Annotated in this window: 15 protein-coding genes; 8 read left to right on the top strand and 7 right to left on the bottom strand. The window is 60.0% G+C overall.

The features are described 5' to 3' along the window. The first annotated feature begins 3 nt into the window (after nucleotides 1–3). Nucleotides 4–372, top strand: a complete 369-nt coding sequence (locus tag ACN0SY_RS01100) for a cupin domain-containing protein (RefSeq protein WP_417683913.1) — start codon at nucleotides 4–6, stop codon at nucleotides 370–372. Between the two features lie 90 nt (nucleotides 373–462). On the opposite strand, the gene ACN0SY_RS01095 is transcribed toward ACN0SY_RS01100, so the two are convergent. Continuing rightward, the gene (locus tag ACN0SY_RS01095) at nucleotides 463–1440 is read right to left on the bottom strand and encodes a LysR substrate-binding domain-containing protein (protein WP_417683912.1); all 978 of its coding nucleotides are present in this window, start codon (nucleotides 1438–1440) and stop codon (nucleotides 463–465) included. 186 nt (nucleotides 1441–1626) lie between these two features. Here ACN0SY_RS01095 and ACN0SY_RS01090 point away from each other — a divergent pair, with 186 nt between their 5' ends. The 5 genes from ACN0SY_RS01090 to ACN0SY_RS01070 all read left to right on the top strand — a co-directional run bounded on the left by ACN0SY_RS01090 (nucleotide 1627) and on the right by ACN0SY_RS01070 (nucleotide 8662). Then, nucleotides 1627–2892 (top strand): ABC transporter substrate-binding protein, encoded by a 1266-nt coding sequence (locus ACN0SY_RS01090; protein WP_417683911.1) that lies wholly within the window; start codon nucleotides 1627–1629, stop codon nucleotides 2890–2892. Nucleotides 2893–2982: 90 nt separating this feature from the next. Then, a complete protein-coding gene (locus tag ACN0SY_RS01085; protein WP_417683910.1) occupies nucleotides 2983–3858 on the top strand; it encodes a branched-chain amino acid ABC transporter permease in 876 nt (291 codons plus the stop codon). Further along, the gene (locus ACN0SY_RS01080; RefSeq protein WP_417683909.1) at nucleotides 3858–6392 is read left to right on the top strand and encodes an ATP-binding cassette domain-containing protein; all 2535 of its coding nucleotides are present in this window, start codon (nucleotides 3858–3860) and stop codon (nucleotides 6390–6392) included. Before ACN0SY_RS01085 ends, ACN0SY_RS01080 begins: the two co-directional genes overlap by 1 nt. 21 nt (nucleotides 6393–6413) lie before the next feature. Next, a complete protein-coding gene (locus ACN0SY_RS01075) occupies nucleotides 6414–7871 on the top strand; it encodes an aldehyde dehydrogenase family protein (RefSeq protein ID WP_417683908.1) in 1458 nt (485 codons plus the stop codon). Nucleotides 7872–7939: 68 nt separating this feature from the next. Then, a complete protein-coding gene (locus ACN0SY_RS01070) occupies nucleotides 7940–8662 on the top strand; it encodes an SDR family oxidoreductase (RefSeq protein ID WP_417683907.1) in 723 nt (240 codons plus the stop codon). Between the two features lie 80 nt (nucleotides 8663–8742). On the opposite strand, the gene tcuB is transcribed toward ACN0SY_RS01070, so the two are convergent. Together tcuB and tcuA are read right to left on the bottom strand one after the other, a co-directional pair. Further along, nucleotides 8743–9873 (bottom strand): tricarballylate utilization 4Fe-4S protein TcuB, encoded by a 1131-nt coding sequence (tcuB, locus tag ACN0SY_RS01065; protein ID WP_417683906.1) that lies wholly within the window; start codon nucleotides 9871–9873, stop codon nucleotides 8743–8745. Continuing rightward, a complete protein-coding gene (gene tcuA / locus ACN0SY_RS01060; protein ID WP_417683905.1) occupies nucleotides 9860–11254 on the bottom strand; it encodes an FAD-dependent tricarballylate dehydrogenase TcuA in 1395 nt (464 codons plus the stop codon). The genes tcuB and tcuA overlap by 14 nt, the downstream gene beginning before the upstream one ends. A 278-nt stretch (nucleotides 11255–11532) precedes the next feature. On the opposite strand from tcuA, the gene ACN0SY_RS01055 reads away from it, so the two are divergent. After that, the gene (locus ACN0SY_RS01055; protein WP_417683904.1) at nucleotides 11533–12231 is read left to right on the top strand and encodes a GntR family transcriptional regulator; all 699 of its coding nucleotides are present in this window, start codon (nucleotides 11533–11535) and stop codon (nucleotides 12229–12231) included. A 9-nt stretch (nucleotides 12232–12240) separates the two neighbouring features. On the opposite strand, the gene ACN0SY_RS01050 is transcribed toward ACN0SY_RS01055, so the two are convergent. The 4 genes from ACN0SY_RS01050 to ACN0SY_RS01035 are packed head-to-tail and all read right to left on the bottom strand — an operon-like array spanning nucleotide 12241 to nucleotide 15326. After that, nucleotides 12241–13086, bottom strand: a complete 846-nt coding sequence (locus ACN0SY_RS01050) for an amidohydrolase family protein (RefSeq protein WP_417683903.1) — start codon at nucleotides 13084–13086, stop codon at nucleotides 12241–12243. Beyond that, on the bottom strand, nucleotides 13083–13514 hold the full coding sequence (locus ACN0SY_RS01045) for an RbsD/FucU family protein (RefSeq protein ID WP_417683902.1): 432 nt from the start codon (nucleotides 13512–13514) through the stop codon (nucleotides 13083–13085). Before ACN0SY_RS01045 ends, ACN0SY_RS01050 begins: the two co-directional genes overlap by 4 nt. Next, nucleotides 13499–14554: an aldo/keto reductase gene (locus tag ACN0SY_RS01040; protein WP_417683901.1), complete on the bottom strand. Its 1056-nt coding sequence runs from the start codon at nucleotides 14552–14554 to the stop codon at nucleotides 13499–13501. Before ACN0SY_RS01040 ends, ACN0SY_RS01045 begins: the two co-directional genes overlap by 16 nt. 58 nt (nucleotides 14555–14612) lie before the next feature. Then, nucleotides 14613–15326, bottom strand: a complete 714-nt coding sequence (locus ACN0SY_RS01035) for a GntR family transcriptional regulator (protein ID WP_417683900.1) — start codon at nucleotides 15324–15326, stop codon at nucleotides 14613–14615. A 132-nt stretch (nucleotides 15327–15458) separates the two neighbouring features. On the opposite strand from ACN0SY_RS01035, the gene ACN0SY_RS01030 reads away from it, so the two are divergent. Further along, a complete protein-coding gene (locus tag ACN0SY_RS01030) occupies nucleotides 15459–16985 on the top strand; it encodes a UxaA family hydrolase (protein ID WP_417683899.1) in 1527 nt (508 codons plus the stop codon). Nucleotides 16986–17015: the final 30 nt, after the last annotated feature.

The raw sequence follows: 17015 nt of genomic DNA, 5'->3' as shown, positions 1-17015 counted from the left end.
GACATGACCACCAAGGGTGAAGGCGTCATTCGAAACATTGCAGAAGAGCCCTGGCAGCAATTTCCGGGGCACTTTGGCAGCGCACTTTCCAAGGCTCTGGTCCATCCGGATACAACGGGCTCGAAACAGCTCGACTACCGGATCTCGACCTACCAGCCGATGGCCTATGTGGAACGGCACGTCCACAAGAGGCAGGAGCAGGTCTATCACGTCCTTGATGGCGAAGGCCTGATGGAGATCGGCGACGAAAGACACGTTGTGCGCAAACACGATGTGATCTTCCTGCCGCCGGGTACCTGGCATTCGATCCAGAATTCGGGGCTAGGGGATCTGACCTTCATCGTCGTAACGACCCCGTTGACCGACGAGTAGGGCCACCGCAAGGCAACAGGATGCAGCTGAACTGGGACAGGGGAAACCCTGCTCCTTTCTTTATCTCTTGAAGCTCGCAAGCGCTCGCGATCAGATCATGACGCTGGACGCTTCAAGCGTCTTCAGGACAGAATTGTCCTCAAAGCCTTCCCACTCACGGCCGTCGACCAGCTCCTGGGCGGTTTCCTTGACTTCTCGCGCAACGACTGCAGCCGCTGCCGTCAGCCGGTCCGGCGACAGCGAATAGAGAAAATTCCGGCGGCGGAAACGGGCATCGGAAATCGGAAGGCAGCGCCAATTACGACCGCGCGCTCCCTCCTGCATCACTGCCCCCATTGGCTTGATGGTGGCGCCGATCCCCTCGAAGACGCAATTCATCAGCAGCGACAGGGAATCAATCTCCGCTACCACATTGGTGCTCAGGCCCCGGTTTTCGAATTCCGCCGCGATTCTCTGACGTAGACCGTGTGAGCCGGTCGGCAGGATCAGCGGGATCGCTGATGCCTCGGCTATCGTGATCGATGTCCGGTCTTGGGGAACAAGATCACTGTGTTCCGGAATGAGGACAAAAAGTTCTTCGATCAGCAGTGGTTCGACGGTCAGTTCCGGTGAGATGTCGCTGGAAAAAAGCACTGCAAGATCGAGTTGTCCAAGGCGCATGAGGTGGCCGATATGCCCGCTCATGCCCTCAACAACGTTGAGCAGGATGCTCGGATAGCGCTCGCGCACCTTCCGTACGAGATTGAGGCCCAGCGCCGACACGGTCGTGGCCGGAAGGCCTACCGACACCATGCCCTGGATTGCGCCGGTATCGGCACGTGCGATCGACAGGGCCTGATCGAGTTGGCGCAGCATGAAACGCGCGTGGTGATAGAGGGCCAGACCGTTCTCGGTTGGGGTAACGCCCTTGGACGAACGGTGCAGCAGCGGGCGTCCGACCTCGTCCTCCAGCTTGGCCAATTGCTGGCTCAGGGCCGGTTGGGCAATCAGGAGCTGCCGGGAAGCCTTGGACAGGCTGCCGCTTTCAACGATCTGGACGAAATAGCGAAGTTGACGTGTATCGAGCATGTTGGCGATGAGAGCGCAGTTTTGATCATAAGTCCAGCTTATAGCGCGTCGATCTATTTAGTATTTCCGCTAAAAACAGGCACTCCATAGTATTGCGATCATAACTGGCGGTGCTCGTCATAAGCAGCCCGTCCAAGTCATAAGAAATGATTTCACTGGCAGTCGTGTAAGTCGGGAGGAAATACAATGACTGATCGCAATCACAAGGGGGCGTCATCCGATCTGATGGTGTCACGTCGCTCCGCGCTGAAATTCGGGGCGGCGGGCGTAGCGGCCGGCTCAATGCTCGCAATGCCATCCGTTCTGCGCGCTGCAGACGTTATCAAGATCGGCCATCTGACGCCGAAGACCGGCTTCCTCGGCGTTCTGGGCGAATATGCGACCTTGGGCATTCAGCTTGCCGTCGAGCAGATCAACTCTGCCGGTGGCGTCAACGGCAAGACCCTCGAACTGATTTCAGAAGATTCGATCAACCCGGACACTGCGACCACTAAGGCGCAGCGCATGATCGAACAGGACAATGTCGACTTCCTGATCGGTGAAATCAGCTCGGCTTCGGCATTGGCAATCTCGCAGGTCGCAGAACGCAACAAGAAGCTCTTCATCGCCGTCGGCCCGCGCTCCGACGTTCTGCGCGGCAAGAACTGCAGCGAGTACATGTTCTGCTGCGACATCCCGAATACGGTGATGGTCAATGCTGTCGGTGGGGCGTTGAAGCGCGAAGGCATGGTCGATGGCAAGCGGTTCATGACGCTGACCGCTGACTACGTCTTTGGTCATGATCTTCTGTCGGCCGCCAAGACGTTCTTCGATGGCAACAATGCGACCCTTGTGACAGACGAGCTCGTGGCGACGGATGTTACGGACTTCAGTCCCTTCCTTCTGAAGGTGCGCCAGACACAGCCGGATGTTGTGTGTCTGAACCTCGCAGGCAACCAGGTCACCAACTTCGTCAAACAGTATGCCGAATTTGGCCTGCCGTTCCCGACCGTCGGCTTCAACCTCAATACGGCAGATGCCTGGGCGGCCGGCGTTGGCAACCTGTCCGGCACCTGGCCGACACCGTGGTACGACACGCTGCAGACTGCAGGTTCGCAGGCTTATGTCTCCGCCTTCCAGGAATCCTATGGCAAGCTGCCGGAAAACCATTCCTGGATCTCCTTCGTTGCCATGAACATCATGGCCAAGGCACTTGGTGAAACCCAGTCGACGGGAACTCCGGACCTGATCCAGTACCTGGAATCCGGTGCCAAGTTCGATCTGCTCAAGAATCGCGAAGGCTACTTCCGCAAGGGCGACCACCAGCTCATCCAGGAAGCCTTTGCCTTCTCGGTCGATGGCAATGCTGCAAATGAGCATGACATGATCGTTCTTGGTCAGCCGGTTCCCGGACCGGACGAAGATCTGGAATCGATCTTCCCGACCGTCGAGGCAGGTGGCTGCAAGCTCTAAGGGCACAGCTCCGGCAAGCGCGCCGACGGCGCGCCACATTTTCTGGCGCTGCCGCTTTCGCGGCAGCGCGCTTCGACTACTGGAACAAACATGCAGATCGTCTTCTTGCTCGAGCAAGTGGTCAATGGCCTCGTGCTCGGTGGATATTACTTGCTGCTGGCTCTGGGACTTTCCCTGATTTTCAGCGTTGGCGGCGTGGTCAACCTGGCCCATGGCGCGTTCTACGCGCTTGGTGCCTATGTGACCGTGACAATCGCGAACTACGTCGGTTTTGCCCCGGCCGCCGCCATTTCCCCGGTGCTGGTCGGCCTGATCGGAATCGTCTTTGAGCGCTTCATCCTTCGCAGGTTCTACCGCGAGGACCCGATCCTCAGTCTTTTGGTGACGTTCGGGCTGGCGATGGTTGCCGAGCAGGCAATCCGCATGATCTGGGGTGCAGCTCCCCTGCCGATGTCATTGCCGAATGCCATCCGCGGGCCGGTCGTGCTGGGCGACTTCTACTTCTCGAAATACCGCCTGACGATGCTGGCAGTCGTTGTCGTGGTGTTGACCGGTATCTGGTTCCTCCTGAACCGGACGTCCTTCGGGCGCGTCGTACGGGCCGGGATCCAGCAGCCTGATATGGTTGCTGCACTCGGGATCCGTCTTCAGCCATACATGACCACCGTTGTCATGCTGGGCGTGGTTCTTGCCGCTCTGGGTGGAGCGCTGTTCGCGCCGATTACCATCGTACACCCGGCAATGGGCGCTGAAATCCTCCCCGTTGCCTTCGTCATCGTTGTCATCGGCGGCCTTGGCAGCTTCTGGGGCGTGGTTCTGGCAGCGCTTCTTGTCGGCGTGGTGCGAGGCATCACCATCCACTTCTACCCGCCCGCAGGTCCTGCTTCCGCTTATGTCCTGATGTTCCTGGTGCTCATGTTCCGCCCCCGCGGTCTTCTGGGCGAGCGCATCGAGAAATTTGAATAATGAAAACGACACTTCTGCAAAAATACCAGCCATTTCTGATAGGCGCGGCCGCGCTGGTCCTTCTGCCGATCGCAATGCCGCTCATCGGCCTGACCGTGAATACGGCCTCCGTGGTCGTTATCCTCGCTATCGCCGCGATCGGCCTGAACCTTCTGGTCGGCTACACGGGACTGCATTCTTTCGGCCATTCCATGTGGTTTGGCGTAGGGGCCTATGCCGCCGGTCTGGCACAGCTGAATTGGTTTCCGGGCCAGATCATCATGCCAACGCTGTTTTCCATCGCCTTCGTCGGAGCGATGGCGATGGTCATCGGTTTCCTGATCCTGCGCCGGCGCGGCGTCTACTTCGCCCTGCTGACCTTGGCGCTCGTGGCATTGAGCTACACGATTGCGTTCCGCTGGACGGATGTCACCGGAGGTGAAGACGGTCTGGCCGGACTTCAGCGGGGCTCCATTCTCGGGATCGATCTGGACAACTCGGTCAACTACTACTGTTTTGTTGCAGTCGTCGGTGCCCTGGTGCTGTTTGCCATGGTCCGTTTCCTGCGCTCGCCGCTTGGCCACGTGCTGGTCGCGATCCGGGAAAACCAGGAACGGGCGACGTTCCAGGGCTATGACATCCAGCGCTACAAGCTGATTTCCTTCGTTCTGTCCGCGATGATCACCGGTCTGGCCGGGTCCTTGTCCGGCTTTGAGCACTACATCGTCACTGCAGAATCGACGTCGATCGCGCTCTCTGGCGAATTGCTGGCCATGGTCGTCATCGGCGGCATGAACAACATCCTCGGGCCAGCAATCGGTGTGGTCTTTTACATCATATTCCGTGAGCTTTTCTCGATCTGGACTGGCAACTGGCTGTTCTGGTTCGGTCTCGTGTTCGTCGGCTTTGTTCTCTACTCGCCGGGCGGCATCGTCGGGATCTGGGGACAGATCAGGAAGCGGTTCCGTCCGGAGCCTGCGGAAACGGCCGCGATGAGCCGGCGCAAGATCTATGATGGCTTGCCGCTGCCCGAGTTTCTTCGCCCGGCGCCGAAGCAGGGGCCGGTCCTGCAAGTCAGCAAGATTGATAAGAACTTTGGTGGCTACAAGGCTGTCGACGGCGTGGATCTGAATGTCGACAGCGGCCAGATCCATGCCCTGATCGGCCCGAACGGTGCTGGCAAGACGACCACCTTCAACCTGATTTCGGGGATGTATACCCCCGACAAGGGCTCGGTCCGGCTGAACGGTGAGGAAATTGGCGGTCTTCCGGCCAACAAGATAGCGGAGATGGGGCTCGCGCGCTCGTTCCAGATCACCAACCTTTTCGAAGGTGCGTCGATCTATGAAAATCTGCGTCTTTCCGTCCAGGCCAAGCATCCGTGCCGCTACAATATCTGGCGTGACATTGACACCTTTGAGGATGTGCACGAGCACACCGCGGAGTTGATGAAGTTCCTCGGCCTTGAAGGGATTGAGGACATCAAGGGCGGAGACCTGTCCTACGGCGGACAGCGTTTGGTCGACCTTGGCATCGCGCTGGCCTCCAAGCCCCAGATCATCTTGCTGGATGAGCCGCTGGCAGGACTTGCTGCCGCCGAACGCGAGCGCGTGTCGCGGTTGGTGACCCGGATGGCGGAGAACATTCCGGTTCTGATCGTCGAACACGATCTCGATCGGGTCCTGTCCTTCTCCCATGAGGTGACGGTGATGAACCAGGGAACCGTTCTCATGAGCGGCGGTCCCGAAGCTGTACGGGCCGACAAGCACGTCCAGGAGATCTACACCGGCACGGGAACGCCGGCCGTGACCGGACGAACCGCTGCCCGGGATACGGACGCCGAACCGTTGCTGGTGATCGACAAGATCAACACCTACTACGGCAAGAGCCACATCCTCAACGATGCTTCCCTGAACATCCGCAAGGGCGAGATCGTTGCGCTCCTCGGGCGCAACGGTGCCGGCAAGTCAACGCTCCTCAAGAGCCTTGCCGGGTTGGTCCCGCCCAAGAGCGGAAGCATACGCTTTGACGGCAACGAGCTGGTCGGCGTATCAGCACCCGATATCGCCCGTGCAGGCGTTGGCTATGTGCCCCAGGGAAGAGGCATCTTCTCCGGCATGAGCGTTGCTGAGAACCTCGCCCTCGGCCGTCTTGCCCGTGCCACCGACGGTCAAACCGGCGTTGTGTGGAGCGAGGAACGGATCCTGCAAATGTTCCCGCGTCTTAAAGAGCGGTACGACACTCCGGCAGATTTCCTGTCTGGAGGTGAGCAGCAGATGCTGGCGGTGGCCCGGGCTCTCTCCGGAAATGTTCAGCTTCTCTTGCTCGACGAGCCTTTCGAGGGACTCGCCCCTGCAATCGTGGAAGAGCTGTTCCGGATCTTCGACAAACTCCGGCAGGAAGTGCCGATCCTGATTGTGGAACACAACCTCGATCTGGTCTTGGCGCTCTCCGATCGGGTGTTTGCACTTGAACGCGGCGCTGTCTTCCACGAGGGGCCGGCAGAGGCGTTGCTGACCGATATCGACTACCGCAAACAGATTCTCTGGCTCTGAGAACCCGGAAAGGACGGCACCGTGACCGACACCAATGACATCGTCGAGCCAGTTCTCGCAAAGGCCTATCCCTTGCTGGTCGACGGAGCGTGGGAAGCAGGCGAGGGCGAGGTCTTCGACCTCCTGAACAAATATACCTTGAAACCGATTGCCCGCGTGCCCAGCGCGAGCAATAGCCAGGTTGCGCGTGTAATTGATGCGGCACAGGAGGCTTTTGCAAAAGGGGCTCCGACGCCATACGAACGCGGCGTGGTTCTCGACCGCGCAGCGGTTCTGGTCGAGCGAATGCGTCACGACTTCGTTGCGGTGATGCAGGCCGAGGCCGGGTTCACGGCATCGGATGCGAGCGGAGAGGTCAGCCGCTGCATCCAGACCTTGCGATTGTCCGCCGAAGAGGCCCGGCGCTTGGCCGGCGACGTGATCCCGCTTGCAGGCGCACCGAACCAGGCCGGACGACTGGCCTTCACGCTTCGTGTTCCGCTTGGAATTGTCGCAGCGATTACGCCGTTCAACTCTCCGCTCAACACGGTGACCCACAAGGTCGGCCCGGCCTTTGCTGCCGGAAATGCCGTGATCCTGAAGCCCTCGAGCAACACGCCGCTGACAGCGCTCAAGCTGGTGGAAGTCCTGGTCGAAGCGGGCATGCCGCGCGGTTTCCTCTCGCTCGTCCAGGGGGGCGGCGACGTCGCCCGCGCCTTGCTCGAGGACGATCGGGTTCGCTTCTTTGCCTTTACCGGCAGCACCGAGGTCGGTCGGAGCATCCAGATGGCGGCAGGCCTGCGCCGGACGCAGATGGAACTCGGCTCGATCGCCTTCACGGTCCTTTGCGCAGATGCCGATCTGGATCGGGCGTTGCCCAAGATCGTCAACGCGGGGTACCGCAAGGCAGGTCAGGTCTGCACATCGGTTCAAATCCTTCTCGTGCAGGAAGAAATCGTGGCCAATGTAATCGCGCAAATGAAAGATCGTGTACGTGCTCTTCCATTCGGTGATCCTTCGCGTGACGACACGGTTGTCGGTCCGATGATTGCCGAAAAGGAAGCCAAACGGGTCGAGGCCTGGGTGAACGACGCTGTTGCCCAGGGCGCACACTTGCTCGCAGGCGGAACACGCGAGGGGGCTGTGATGGCGCCGACTCTCCTTGCGAATGTCTCGCCAGACATGAAGGTCGGGGCCTGCGAGATCTTCGGGCCGGTCGTTTGCATCATGTCCTTCCGCACGCTCGACGAGGCGGTCGCACGGGTCAATGCAACTCCGTTCGGCCTAGCCACGGGCATCTTCACCAATCAGCTAACGCAGGCATTAAACATGGCCGTGCACCTGGAAGTCGGTGGGGTCCACATCAACGAGACGTCGAGTTCACGCGTCGACATGATGCCTTACGGCGGATCCAAGGACAGCGGCTTTGGCCGCGAAGGACCGCGTTACGCAATTCACGAAATGACCGAGGAACGGATCGTCACGATCTCGACGATCTGACCGGCCTTTCCTGACCTATCAAACCGGCATGCCCGGCGGACGCCGGGTCCAACACCTGAGGAAACGACATGAGCAAGAAGATCGCCATCGTATTCGGCGGCTCCCGCGGCATCGGTGCTGCCTGCGTGAAAAAACTGAACCAGGATGGCTTCGACGTCGCCCTGACCTATGTCTCCAGCGAGCCGACTGCAGTCGAGGCGGCTCCCGGAACCACGATCAAGTCCTATAAGGCTGACGTTTGCACTCCTTCTGATGTCGCAAAGGTGTTTGCCGATGTAGCGTCCGATTTCGGCGCTGCGCCGACCTGTGTCGTCGCAAATGCGGGCATCAACGTTCCCCCCGGACCTATGGCGCAGTTCGACCCGGAAAACTTCCGCAAGCTGGTCGAGGTGAACATCGTTGGCGCGTTCAACATCCTGGCCGAAGCGGCTCGCCAGGTTGCCGACAATGGCACGATCATCGCGACGACCACATCGCTCGTGCGCAACGCGGTCCCCGGCGTCGGTCCCTACAGTGCGACCAAGGCGGCCGTCGAGTGCCTGGTCCGGTCCATGTCCAAGGAATTGGCGGGCCGTGGTGTCCGGGTCAACGCGGTTGCTCCGGGGCCGGTGGATACGGATCTCTTCCGTTCGGGCAAGAACGAAGAGGCGATCAAGCGCTCCGCCGGCATGAGCCCGCTCGGCCGGGTCGGTCAGCCCGAGGAAATCGCCGAGGTGGTGGCCTTCCTCGCATCCGACAAATCCTCCTGGGTTCTCGGCCAGATCATCCAGCCGAATGGCGGCATGATCTGACCTGGTTGCAAGAGATGAAACGAAAAATGCCCGGCCATCGAGCCGGGCATTTTGTTTGACCGTATCAGGTCTGGCTTGTCTTACGCAGCCTTTCGGACTGTCGCCGGTTTGTCCAGCTTGCGTTCGGTGGCGTAAAGGACCAGGGCACCGAAGCGATAGAAGCCATGGACGAACTTGCCATATGGCATGGTCAGGAACAGGGCGAAGACAACGCCGAGATGGAGGGCAAGCGTCAGGCCCATCGCAGGCGTCTCCCTCAGTGCCATCAGCAGGAGACCTGTCAGGCCCGTGGCGAAGAGCATGGCAAGGAACGCGGTTTCCATACCGAACTTGCTCCTGTCCACCATCCCGGGATCCCTTGCCAGCTTTGCCTTCATCAGGCCGATAGGGCCGATGACAAGGCCAATGCCGCCGGGAATGCCGAACAGTTTGGGCAGTGACAACAGACCGTAGGGTGCGGGCCAGTCGAGCGCATAGTGGTAGATGGTTCCGGTGGTCGTCGCCGCAAAGCAGAGGACGAATCCGTAGAAGGTCAGGTGGTGATGGAAACGCCGGTTGTCGGTCGGCTTTTCATCCTCGTTGTAACAGCCGACCCCGCCGCCATCGAGATAGCGCAGCGAGCCTGCATCCTTGATTGCCTGCCAGATGGAAGTACCGGACCCCGCTGAAATGCTGCCTGCGCCGATATCTTTCCAGAAGTTGACGAACCCCATGGTGATGGCCAGTGCCGCATAGAGTGCAACGGAACCGAAGAGACCTGCCATGACATTATGGGGCATCAGCTTGTAAAAGTTGCCCGTTGCGGAGGTCAAAACGCCCGGATCATGCCAAAGGGCAAAGCCGAGGATGAAGCTGGCGACCGACAGGGCGGCTACCAGGGTAATGGCAAGGCCGTTGCGATCGAACATAGGCTGGAACGCCCTGGGCCAGGCGTACTGCCGATAGCTGTCCGTCCTTACCCGTGAAAGCGTCGCCGGCACATTGACGTCGAACTCATGGGGCGGCGAGAACTGGCAGTCCTGGTAGCAACCACCGCAGGAATGGCAGAGGTTGGCCAAGTAGTTCAGGTCCCCGTCGGCGAAACTCCGGCGCAGTTCCATTGCCGGGAAGACCGCGCACAGGCCTTCACAGTAGCGGCAGGAGTTGCAGACCGTCATCAGCCGTTCGGCCTCGGCAAGATGGTCGGTCGCGTGTTGTTCAATGACCTGCATGGGTTGCCGCTCCTTCGCCTGCAATTTTTCCGAAGACACTGCCGATGGTCATGCCGATGCCGGCGGCATATCCCTTGCCGAGCACATTGCCGGCCATGATCTCGCCGGCCGCGAACATGTTGCTCGCACCGCCACCCGTTGCCATCTGCATCCGGGCATCCTTGTCGACCCGCGTTCCCAGATAGGTGAAGGTGATCCCGGGCCGAACGGGGTAGGCGTAGTAAGGCGGATCTTCCAGCTTTGTCGCCCAGTGGGTCTTTTCGATCTCGAGCCCCTTTGTCCGGCAATCGTCGAAGACGGTGTGATCGAAAGTGCCGGGTTGAACCGCTGCGTTGAAGTCTCCGACGGTGCGTTCAAGCTGCTCGACCGGCAGCTCAAGTTTGACCGCAAGCTCTGCGATGGTGTCCGCCTTGATGGGCGGAAACAGCGAAGGCATGAACTTCTTCAGGGATTTGGCGTCGAAGATGATATAGGAGATCTGGTCCGGCTGGGCAGCGACCAGTCGGCCCCAGATGGCGTAGCGCTTGGGCCAGAAATCCTCGCCCTCGTCATAGAAGCGCACGGCGTTCTTGTTGACGACGATGCCGAATACCACGCAGTCGAGGCGAGTGATAATGCCGCCGTCGAATTTCGGTGCCCGCGCATCGATGGCCACCGCATGGCACTGGGTCGGGTCGCCGATGGATTCGACGCCGTTTGCCAGCAGCATCTTCAGGACGTCGCCGCGATTGTAGGGGGTTCCGCGAATAAGGAAGTTTTCCGCCGGCGGCCCCCAGCCTTCCTTGAGCCAATCGATATTGGCCTCGAAACCACCGGCTGCCGCGACGAGTGACTTTGCCTCGACCCGAATGTCCTTGCCGTCGATGCGTGCAATCGCCGCCCTGAAGTTACCGTCTTCGATGTCCAGCGACGTGACTGGAGCATCGTAGCGGACTTCGACGCCGAGCTTTTCCGCCGTCAGATACAGCGCATTCAGCATGGCGCGACCGCCGCCAAGGAAGAAGGAATTGGTTCGCCCGAGGCTGAGCGTGCCGCCGAGCGAGGGCTGGAACCGGACACCCTGTTCGGTGATCCAGGTCAGCATTTCCTTGGACTTTGCAATCATGTGCCTGGCAAGAGGCTCGTCCGTATTGCCCTCCGTCACGCGCAGCAGATCGTCCCAGAATTCTTCTTCCGTGTAAGGGCCGGTCAGGGTGTCGGTCGCCGTGTCGTGGGCGCAGCGCATGTTGCGGGTGTGGCGGGTGTTGCCGCCCCGGTAGAACTTCGGAGCGCCCTCGAGCACCAGAACGTTCGATCCCTTGCGCCGCGCCGCTATGGCCGCGCAAAGCGCCGCGTTACCGCCTCCGATTACCAGCACATCCGTCTGGATCGTTTCCGTCATGACAGTCTCTCCCGGTCTGTCGTCTGGTGATGTCATCTGTCGGCCGGTGCACGGGAATGCGCCGGCGAATGGATGTCTTCGTACATCTTCATTATCTAGGATACAATAGTATACTAAATTGAAAATGCGAATTCCTGCTGGCGCTCCGGTTGCAAGGGCGGCTACTAGTGGGCGCTGACGGGAGAGGGGCGGGATTGCAGGTTGATGGACGCGTCTCCGCAAAGGTCGGCGCGCGCAAAAGCCCTGCGGGGGAAGCCACTGGGCGGAACACTGGGAGCATGAATTTGTCAGAAGACGGCAGCGACAAGACGCCGGTTGAACGGGGGCGGGGTGACAATTCCCGCGGCAGCAAGGTCTACAAGATCCTGCTAGAGCGGATGCGTTCCGGCGACCTCAAACCCGGTACGCGCATGCGTGAGGACGAGACCGCGCGTGAACTCGGCGTCAGTCGTACCCCGGTTCGCGAAGCCTTCGCCCGTCTCTTTGCCCGTGGTCTCGTTGAAAGTGCGAAGGGAGGATGGACGGTCAAGGAGCTCACCCGCTCGCAAGTGATGGAGCTCTATTCGCTGCGCGCGGTGCTGGAAGGGGCCGCGGCTCGCTTTGCCGCCCAGAACGCGTCGCCGTCCGACCTTGCTGCGCTTGGCTTCGCCTCCGACGCATTCTCAAACGTATCCGGCGGGGCCGGCGCTCGGGCCAAGGCGAACATGGTCTTTCATGAGGCGATCTATGAAGCTGCCCATAACAGCTACCTGTCGCGCATGCTTGAGGAATTGAACGACTCTCTGGCCCTTCTTCCCGATACGACATTCTCCGTCGATGGGCGCACGCAAGCGGCCACTCTTGAGCACAGGGCGATTGTCGAGGGGATCGAGGCGCGCGACGCAGACAAGGCAGAGGCCGCTGCCCGTCGTCATATCGAGAATGCCATGCAGGCGCGCCTTGAAATGATCTTCAAGAAGGATCTTCAGGAGGGCTGAGCGCGTAGCTCAATCGTCGAGACCATAGGCGGTCAGGGCATTGCGCCGCCAGATCTTGTCCTTCTGATCTGCGTTCAGACCATCAAGCAGGGTCTCGCAGGTGTCGACCCAGCGGTCATATGAGGAAGCCAAGGTGCAGACCGGCCAGTCGCTCCCCCAGATCAGGCGATCCGGTTCGAACGCAGCCAGCAGGTGATCGACGTAGGGCCTGAGATCATCGATCGTCCAATCCGGCTCAGCTTCCGTCACCAGACCGGAGATCTTGCACCACGCGCTTGTCTCGCGCGCGATCATATCCATTTCGTTCTTCCACGGGTCGATCATCCGATTGCGGATCTCTGGCTTGGAGCCATGGTCGATGACAACGCGGAGATCTGGATTTCGCTCCAGTAGGACACGCAGGTGTGGCAGGTGACGGGGCAGGGTGAGTGCGTCGAAAACGAGCTCATTGTCGACCATCGCATCAAGAGCGCGCACGATATGATCGGACAGCAACCAATCGTCCTGCGCGATGTCCTGGATCATGGGGCGCAAGCCGATCAGTTTCGGGTGGCGCGCCAGTTCGTCGATCCGGTCGGGCGCATCTTCGGCATCGAAATCGGTCCAGCCGACGACACCCTTGATAAAATTGTTCGCCTCGGCAAGGTCGAGCATGAACCGGGTCTCGGCCACTGTCGGGGCGGCCTGCACCAAAATCGTGCCGGCGACCTTGTTCCGGCCCAGCAACGGAGTGAGATCCGCCGGCATGAAGTCTCGGTAGATAGGTCCGAGCTCCGGAGTCAGCCAGCCGTAATCTCCACGTGAAAGCTGCCAGAAGTGCTGGTGCGCATCAATGCGTTCGCCGCACCCACTCATGGACCGACCACACCCTTCTTGACGATGATGTTGCCGTAAAGCCGGGTCTCTCCGGTTTGCACGATGACGAAAGCCTGACGCGCACGTTCATAGAATGCATGGCGTTCCAGCGACGCGAGACCGGCGGGATGATCCGCTGTTGCATTCACGATTTTCTGGAATTCGGCCACGACCGGTGGAATTGCAGCGGCATTGCCGACGACCTGCATGGTCAACGCCGGGTCGGGGACAAAACTGTCCAGCGGCATGACTTCCAGAACCGCCTGCAGGACGTCCGTCGCAGAAATGCCGTCGAGGCGAACAGTCCGTTTTCCGTTGCTCGTGCCAGGGAAGTTGGCATCTGCGATCACGATGTCGTCGCCATGACCCATGGACCTGAGGGCATGCAGCAGATCGGGCGACAGGATGGGGTTCAGGCCGCGTAGCATGTGTCCTCCTTGGGCAGGGGTGCATCCGGACGGATGAGGCCTTCGCTCCTGAGGTCGCTCCAAAACCCTGAAGGGATGGCCGTGGCCAGGAGTTCGACATTGGCGCGCACTTCCGCCGCATTCACAGCGCCGGGGATCACGGTCTTGACGCAAGGATGACCGAGAACGAACTGCAGGGCTGCCGCGATCAATCGCACGCCATGTGCATCGCAGACGGTCTCGATCTTTCGGACACGTTCGAGAATGTCGGCAGGAGCATCGGCGTAATTGTACTTCGCGCCTTCCACGGCACCGGTTGCCAGGATGCCGGAATTATACGGGCCGCCGAGGATGATACCGACGTCCCGTTCTTCACAAAGCGGCAGGAAACTCTCCAGCGCGTCCTGTTCCAGCAACGTGTAGCGGCCAGCGAGCAGGAAGCAGTCGAAATCACCAAGGCCGAGCAGCCTTTCGCAAACTTGCCATTCATTGACGCCGGCGCCTATGGCTCGGATTTCTCCGGCGGCCTTCAACTCGTTCAGGGCCCTGTAGCCGCCAAGGTCGAACAGTTCGCGGACCCGCTGGTCGCTCATTTCCTGAGAGCCTTGCGAGAAGGCGCAGACGTCATGGACGAAGAGGATATCCGCATTCCGGACACCCAGACGTTTCCGGCTGTCTTCGTAACTGCGCATGACGCCATCATAGCTGTAATCGAAGACGATCCGTTTTTGGGGAACATCGACAAAGGCTTCGGGCGTGACCTCATCCGGCGCGCAATCGAGCAAGAGCCGTCCGATTTTCGTGGACAGGACGACGTTGTCGCGGCCGAAACGGGCCAGCGCCGCGCCGAACCGTTCCTCTGAACGCCCGAGGCCATACTGGGGCGCCGTGTCGAAATAGCGAATGCCGAGATCGTACGCGGTTTGCAGTGCTGCCTGGGCGTCCTCATCTGGCACCTTCCGATAAAGGTTGCCGAGCGGAGCGCCGCCGAACCCCATGCGCGTAAGCTCGATGGTTTGGTCGCTGCGGTCGTTCAACGGCTGCGTGTCTGATGCCCTCACGTTTCCCCTCCCTGGAAATCTCTTGACGGGTTCACCCTGCTGGCGCCCTGGAATTCGCTCAGTCGAACAGGTCCGGCCGTTCTCTGGCCAGAGGTTCGAGCCGGGCCACGAGGTCACGCAGGTGATGTTTCATCGCATCGCGGGCTGCGTCCGGATCCCTGTTTCGGATCGCTTCGATGATGGCGGTGTGTTCGACATGGGTCTGCTTGGCGCGGCCCTGCATGGGCAGTAGCAAAAGTCTTGCGCGGTTGACCTGGATCCAGCCGGTCGAGGCAAGAACATTGAGCTTCGGATAGCCGGTGTAATCGAGGATGGCTTCATGCATCCGCTCGTCTTCGTGATAGAAGCCGATTTCGTCACCTTCTTCCAGAAACATGGCCTGCAGGCGGAGGTTCCGGTTCAGTTCGGCCATCTGCGCTTCGCTTCGCTCGGCGGCAACCTTGGCGACTGCTGCAAGTTCGATGGCTTCGCGCAGGAAGGCGCCTTCCCGAATTTCCGACATCGAAAACTTCGTCACCCGCGAGCCGGACTGCGGAACCACCTCAACGAGACCTTCTCCGGCCAGCTTGGTGATGGCCTCTGTCACGGGCGAGCGGGAAACGCCGAGCTGGTCGCAGATGACCTGTTTTTTCAACATCGTTCCCGGTGGCAGATGCATCTGCAGAATCGCCTCGCGCAGAGCCTCGTAGACCCTGTTTGCGAGCGAACCGCTCATCTTCGTGATGTCGGCCAGGGCGTATTCTTCGCGGCTGCCGTCTTCAGCAAGTGTCATGTCCGTCTCAAAATTGAATGCTAACATGTTAGTTGACACAGTTTGAGTGTCAAGCTAACGATTGATTAAAGCTTGACACCCGGACCGGCCACTTGAAGGTGACCGGAGGATGGCGAGGAGGGAGGACTATTCGTGCTGAAAACCCACGCCAACGCTATCCTGCTTCATGCTGACGACAACGTGGTTGTCGCGCTTCAGGATCTGAATGCAGGTGACACGGCAGCTTTCGTTGACGCTGAGCTCCCAGGGCAGATCATGCGCGGTCACAAGATCGCGCGCCGTCCGATCCTACAGGGCGAAATGGTGGTGCGTTACGGCCAGATCATCGGTCAGGCAAAGCAGAACATCGCGCCGGGTGAACATGTCCATGTGCACAATCTTGGCATGGGTGAGCATACCCGTGACTATGGTCACGCGGAGGCGAGTGTTCCACTCGAACCGATCGCCGAGCAAAGAACCTTCCAGGGTTATGTGCGGGCTGACGGCAAGGTCGGAACCCGCAATTACATTGGCATCCTGACGTCGGTGAACTGCTCGGGTTCGGTGGCCAAGTTCATCGCCGAGGCAGCCGAACGCAGTGGCCTTCTGAAAGAATTTCCGAATGTCGACGGCATCGTTCCGATTGTTCACGGTACGGGTTGCGGCATGTCTGCCAAGGACGAGGGCTATGCCACGCTGTTCCGGACGCTGTCCGGCTATGCGCAGCATCCGAACTTCGCTGCAATCCTATTGATCGGCCTTGGCTGCGAGGTCATGCAGATTTCAGATCTTGTCGGCGGTCGCAAGATCCGCCCGGACGGCAATCTGCGCTACATGACCATCCAGCAAACCGGCGGTACCAGGAAGACCATCGAGGTCGGACTGAAGGAGCTTCGCGAGCTGGCCGAGCTGGCGAACACGGCGACGCGCTCGCCCGCACCGGTGTCCGAAATCATGGTCGGCATGCAATGCGGTGGCTCGGACGGATATTCGGGCATCACCGCAAATCCGGCGCTCGGTATTGCCTCTGATCTTCTCGTTCGTCATGGCGGCACGACAATCCTGTCGGAAACCTCTGAAATCTATGGTGCCGAGCATCTTTTGACGCGGCGCGCCGTTTCGGTGGACGTCGGCGAGCGCCTGATCGAACGCGTGCGCTGGTGGGAGGACTATACCGCGCGCAATGGCGGCGAAATGGACAACAATCCGTCGCCCGGCAACAAGCGTGGCGGTCTGACCACCATTCTTGAGAAGTCGCTGGGAGCAACGGCAAAGGGGGGCTCCGCACCCCTGTCCGAGGTCTACAAGTTTGGCGAGCCGATCACGACGAAAGGCTTCGTCTTCATGGACAGCCCGGGTTTCGATCCGTGTTCGGTCACCGGGCAGATTGCCTCGGGCTCGAACATCATCGTCTTCACCACGGGACGCGGATCCGTATCCGGCTTCATGCCAACGCCATGCATCAAGCTTGCGACCAATTCAGAGATGTACGGCCGCATGTCGGACGACATGGACATCAACTGCGGCGACATTGTCTCCGAAGGCGTCTCTCTCGAGGACAAGGGGCAGGAGATTTTCGAGAAGATCATCGCCGTGGCGTCGGGCGAATTGTCGAAAAGCGAAGAGCTTGGTTTTGGCGGGGTCGAATTCGTGCCCTGGCAGATTGGGGCGGTGATGTAATCCGGCCTGCATTCCATCGCACATATCTCG

This window comes from Roseibium sp. (assembly GCF_048261595.1).
In the GTDB taxonomy this organism is placed as follows: domain Bacteria; phylum Pseudomonadota; class Alphaproteobacteria; order Rhizobiales; family Stappiaceae; genus Roseibium.
The sequence above is the reverse complement of the archived record's forward strand: the minus strand, read 5'-3'. Positions and strand labels throughout refer to the sequence as shown.

Bases quoted from the DNA above. Each gene is read 5' to 3' on its own strand.
- ACN0SY_RS01055 (WP_417683904.1), top strand. From the start codon at position 11,533: ATGAATTTGTCAGAAGACGGCAGCGACAAGACGCCGGTTGAACGGGGG.
- tcuB (WP_417683906.1), bottom strand. From the start codon at position 9,873: ATGCAGGTCATTGAACAACACGCGACCGACCATCTTGCCGAGGCCGAA.
- ACN0SY_RS01085 (WP_417683910.1), top strand. From the start codon at position 2,983: ATGCAGATCGTCTTCTTGCTCGAGCAAGTGGTCAATGGCCTCGTGCTC.
- ACN0SY_RS01090 (WP_417683911.1), top strand. From the start codon at position 1,627: ATGACTGATCGCAATCACAAGGGGGCGTCATCCGATCTGATGGTGTCA.
- ACN0SY_RS01100 (WP_417683913.1), top strand. From the start codon at position 4: ATGACCACCAAGGGTGAAGGCGTCATTCGAAACATTGCAGAAGAGCCC.
- ACN0SY_RS01070 (WP_417683907.1), top strand. From the start codon at position 7,940: ATGAGCAAGAAGATCGCCATCGTATTCGGCGGCTCCCGCGGCATCGGT.
- ACN0SY_RS01080 (WP_417683909.1), top strand. From the start codon at position 3,858: ATGAAAACGACACTTCTGCAAAAATACCAGCCATTTCTGATAGGCGCG.
- ACN0SY_RS01095 (WP_417683912.1), bottom strand. From the start codon at position 1,440: ATGCTCGATACACGTCAACTTCGCTATTTCGTCCAGATCGTTGAAAGC.
- ACN0SY_RS01050 (WP_417683903.1), bottom strand. From the start codon at position 13,086: ATGAGTGGGTGCGGCGAACGCATTGATGCGCACCAGCACTTCTGGCAG.
- tcuA (WP_417683905.1), bottom strand. From the start codon at position 11,254: ATGACGGAAACGATCCAGACGGATGTGCTGGTAATCGGAGGCGGTAAC.
- ACN0SY_RS01035 (WP_417683900.1), bottom strand. From the start codon at position 15,326: ATGACACTTGCTGAAGACGGCAGCCGCGAAGAATACGCCCTGGCCGAC.
- ACN0SY_RS01045 (WP_417683902.1), bottom strand. From the start codon at position 13,514: ATGCTACGCGGCCTGAACCCCATCCTGTCGCCCGATCTGCTGCATGCC.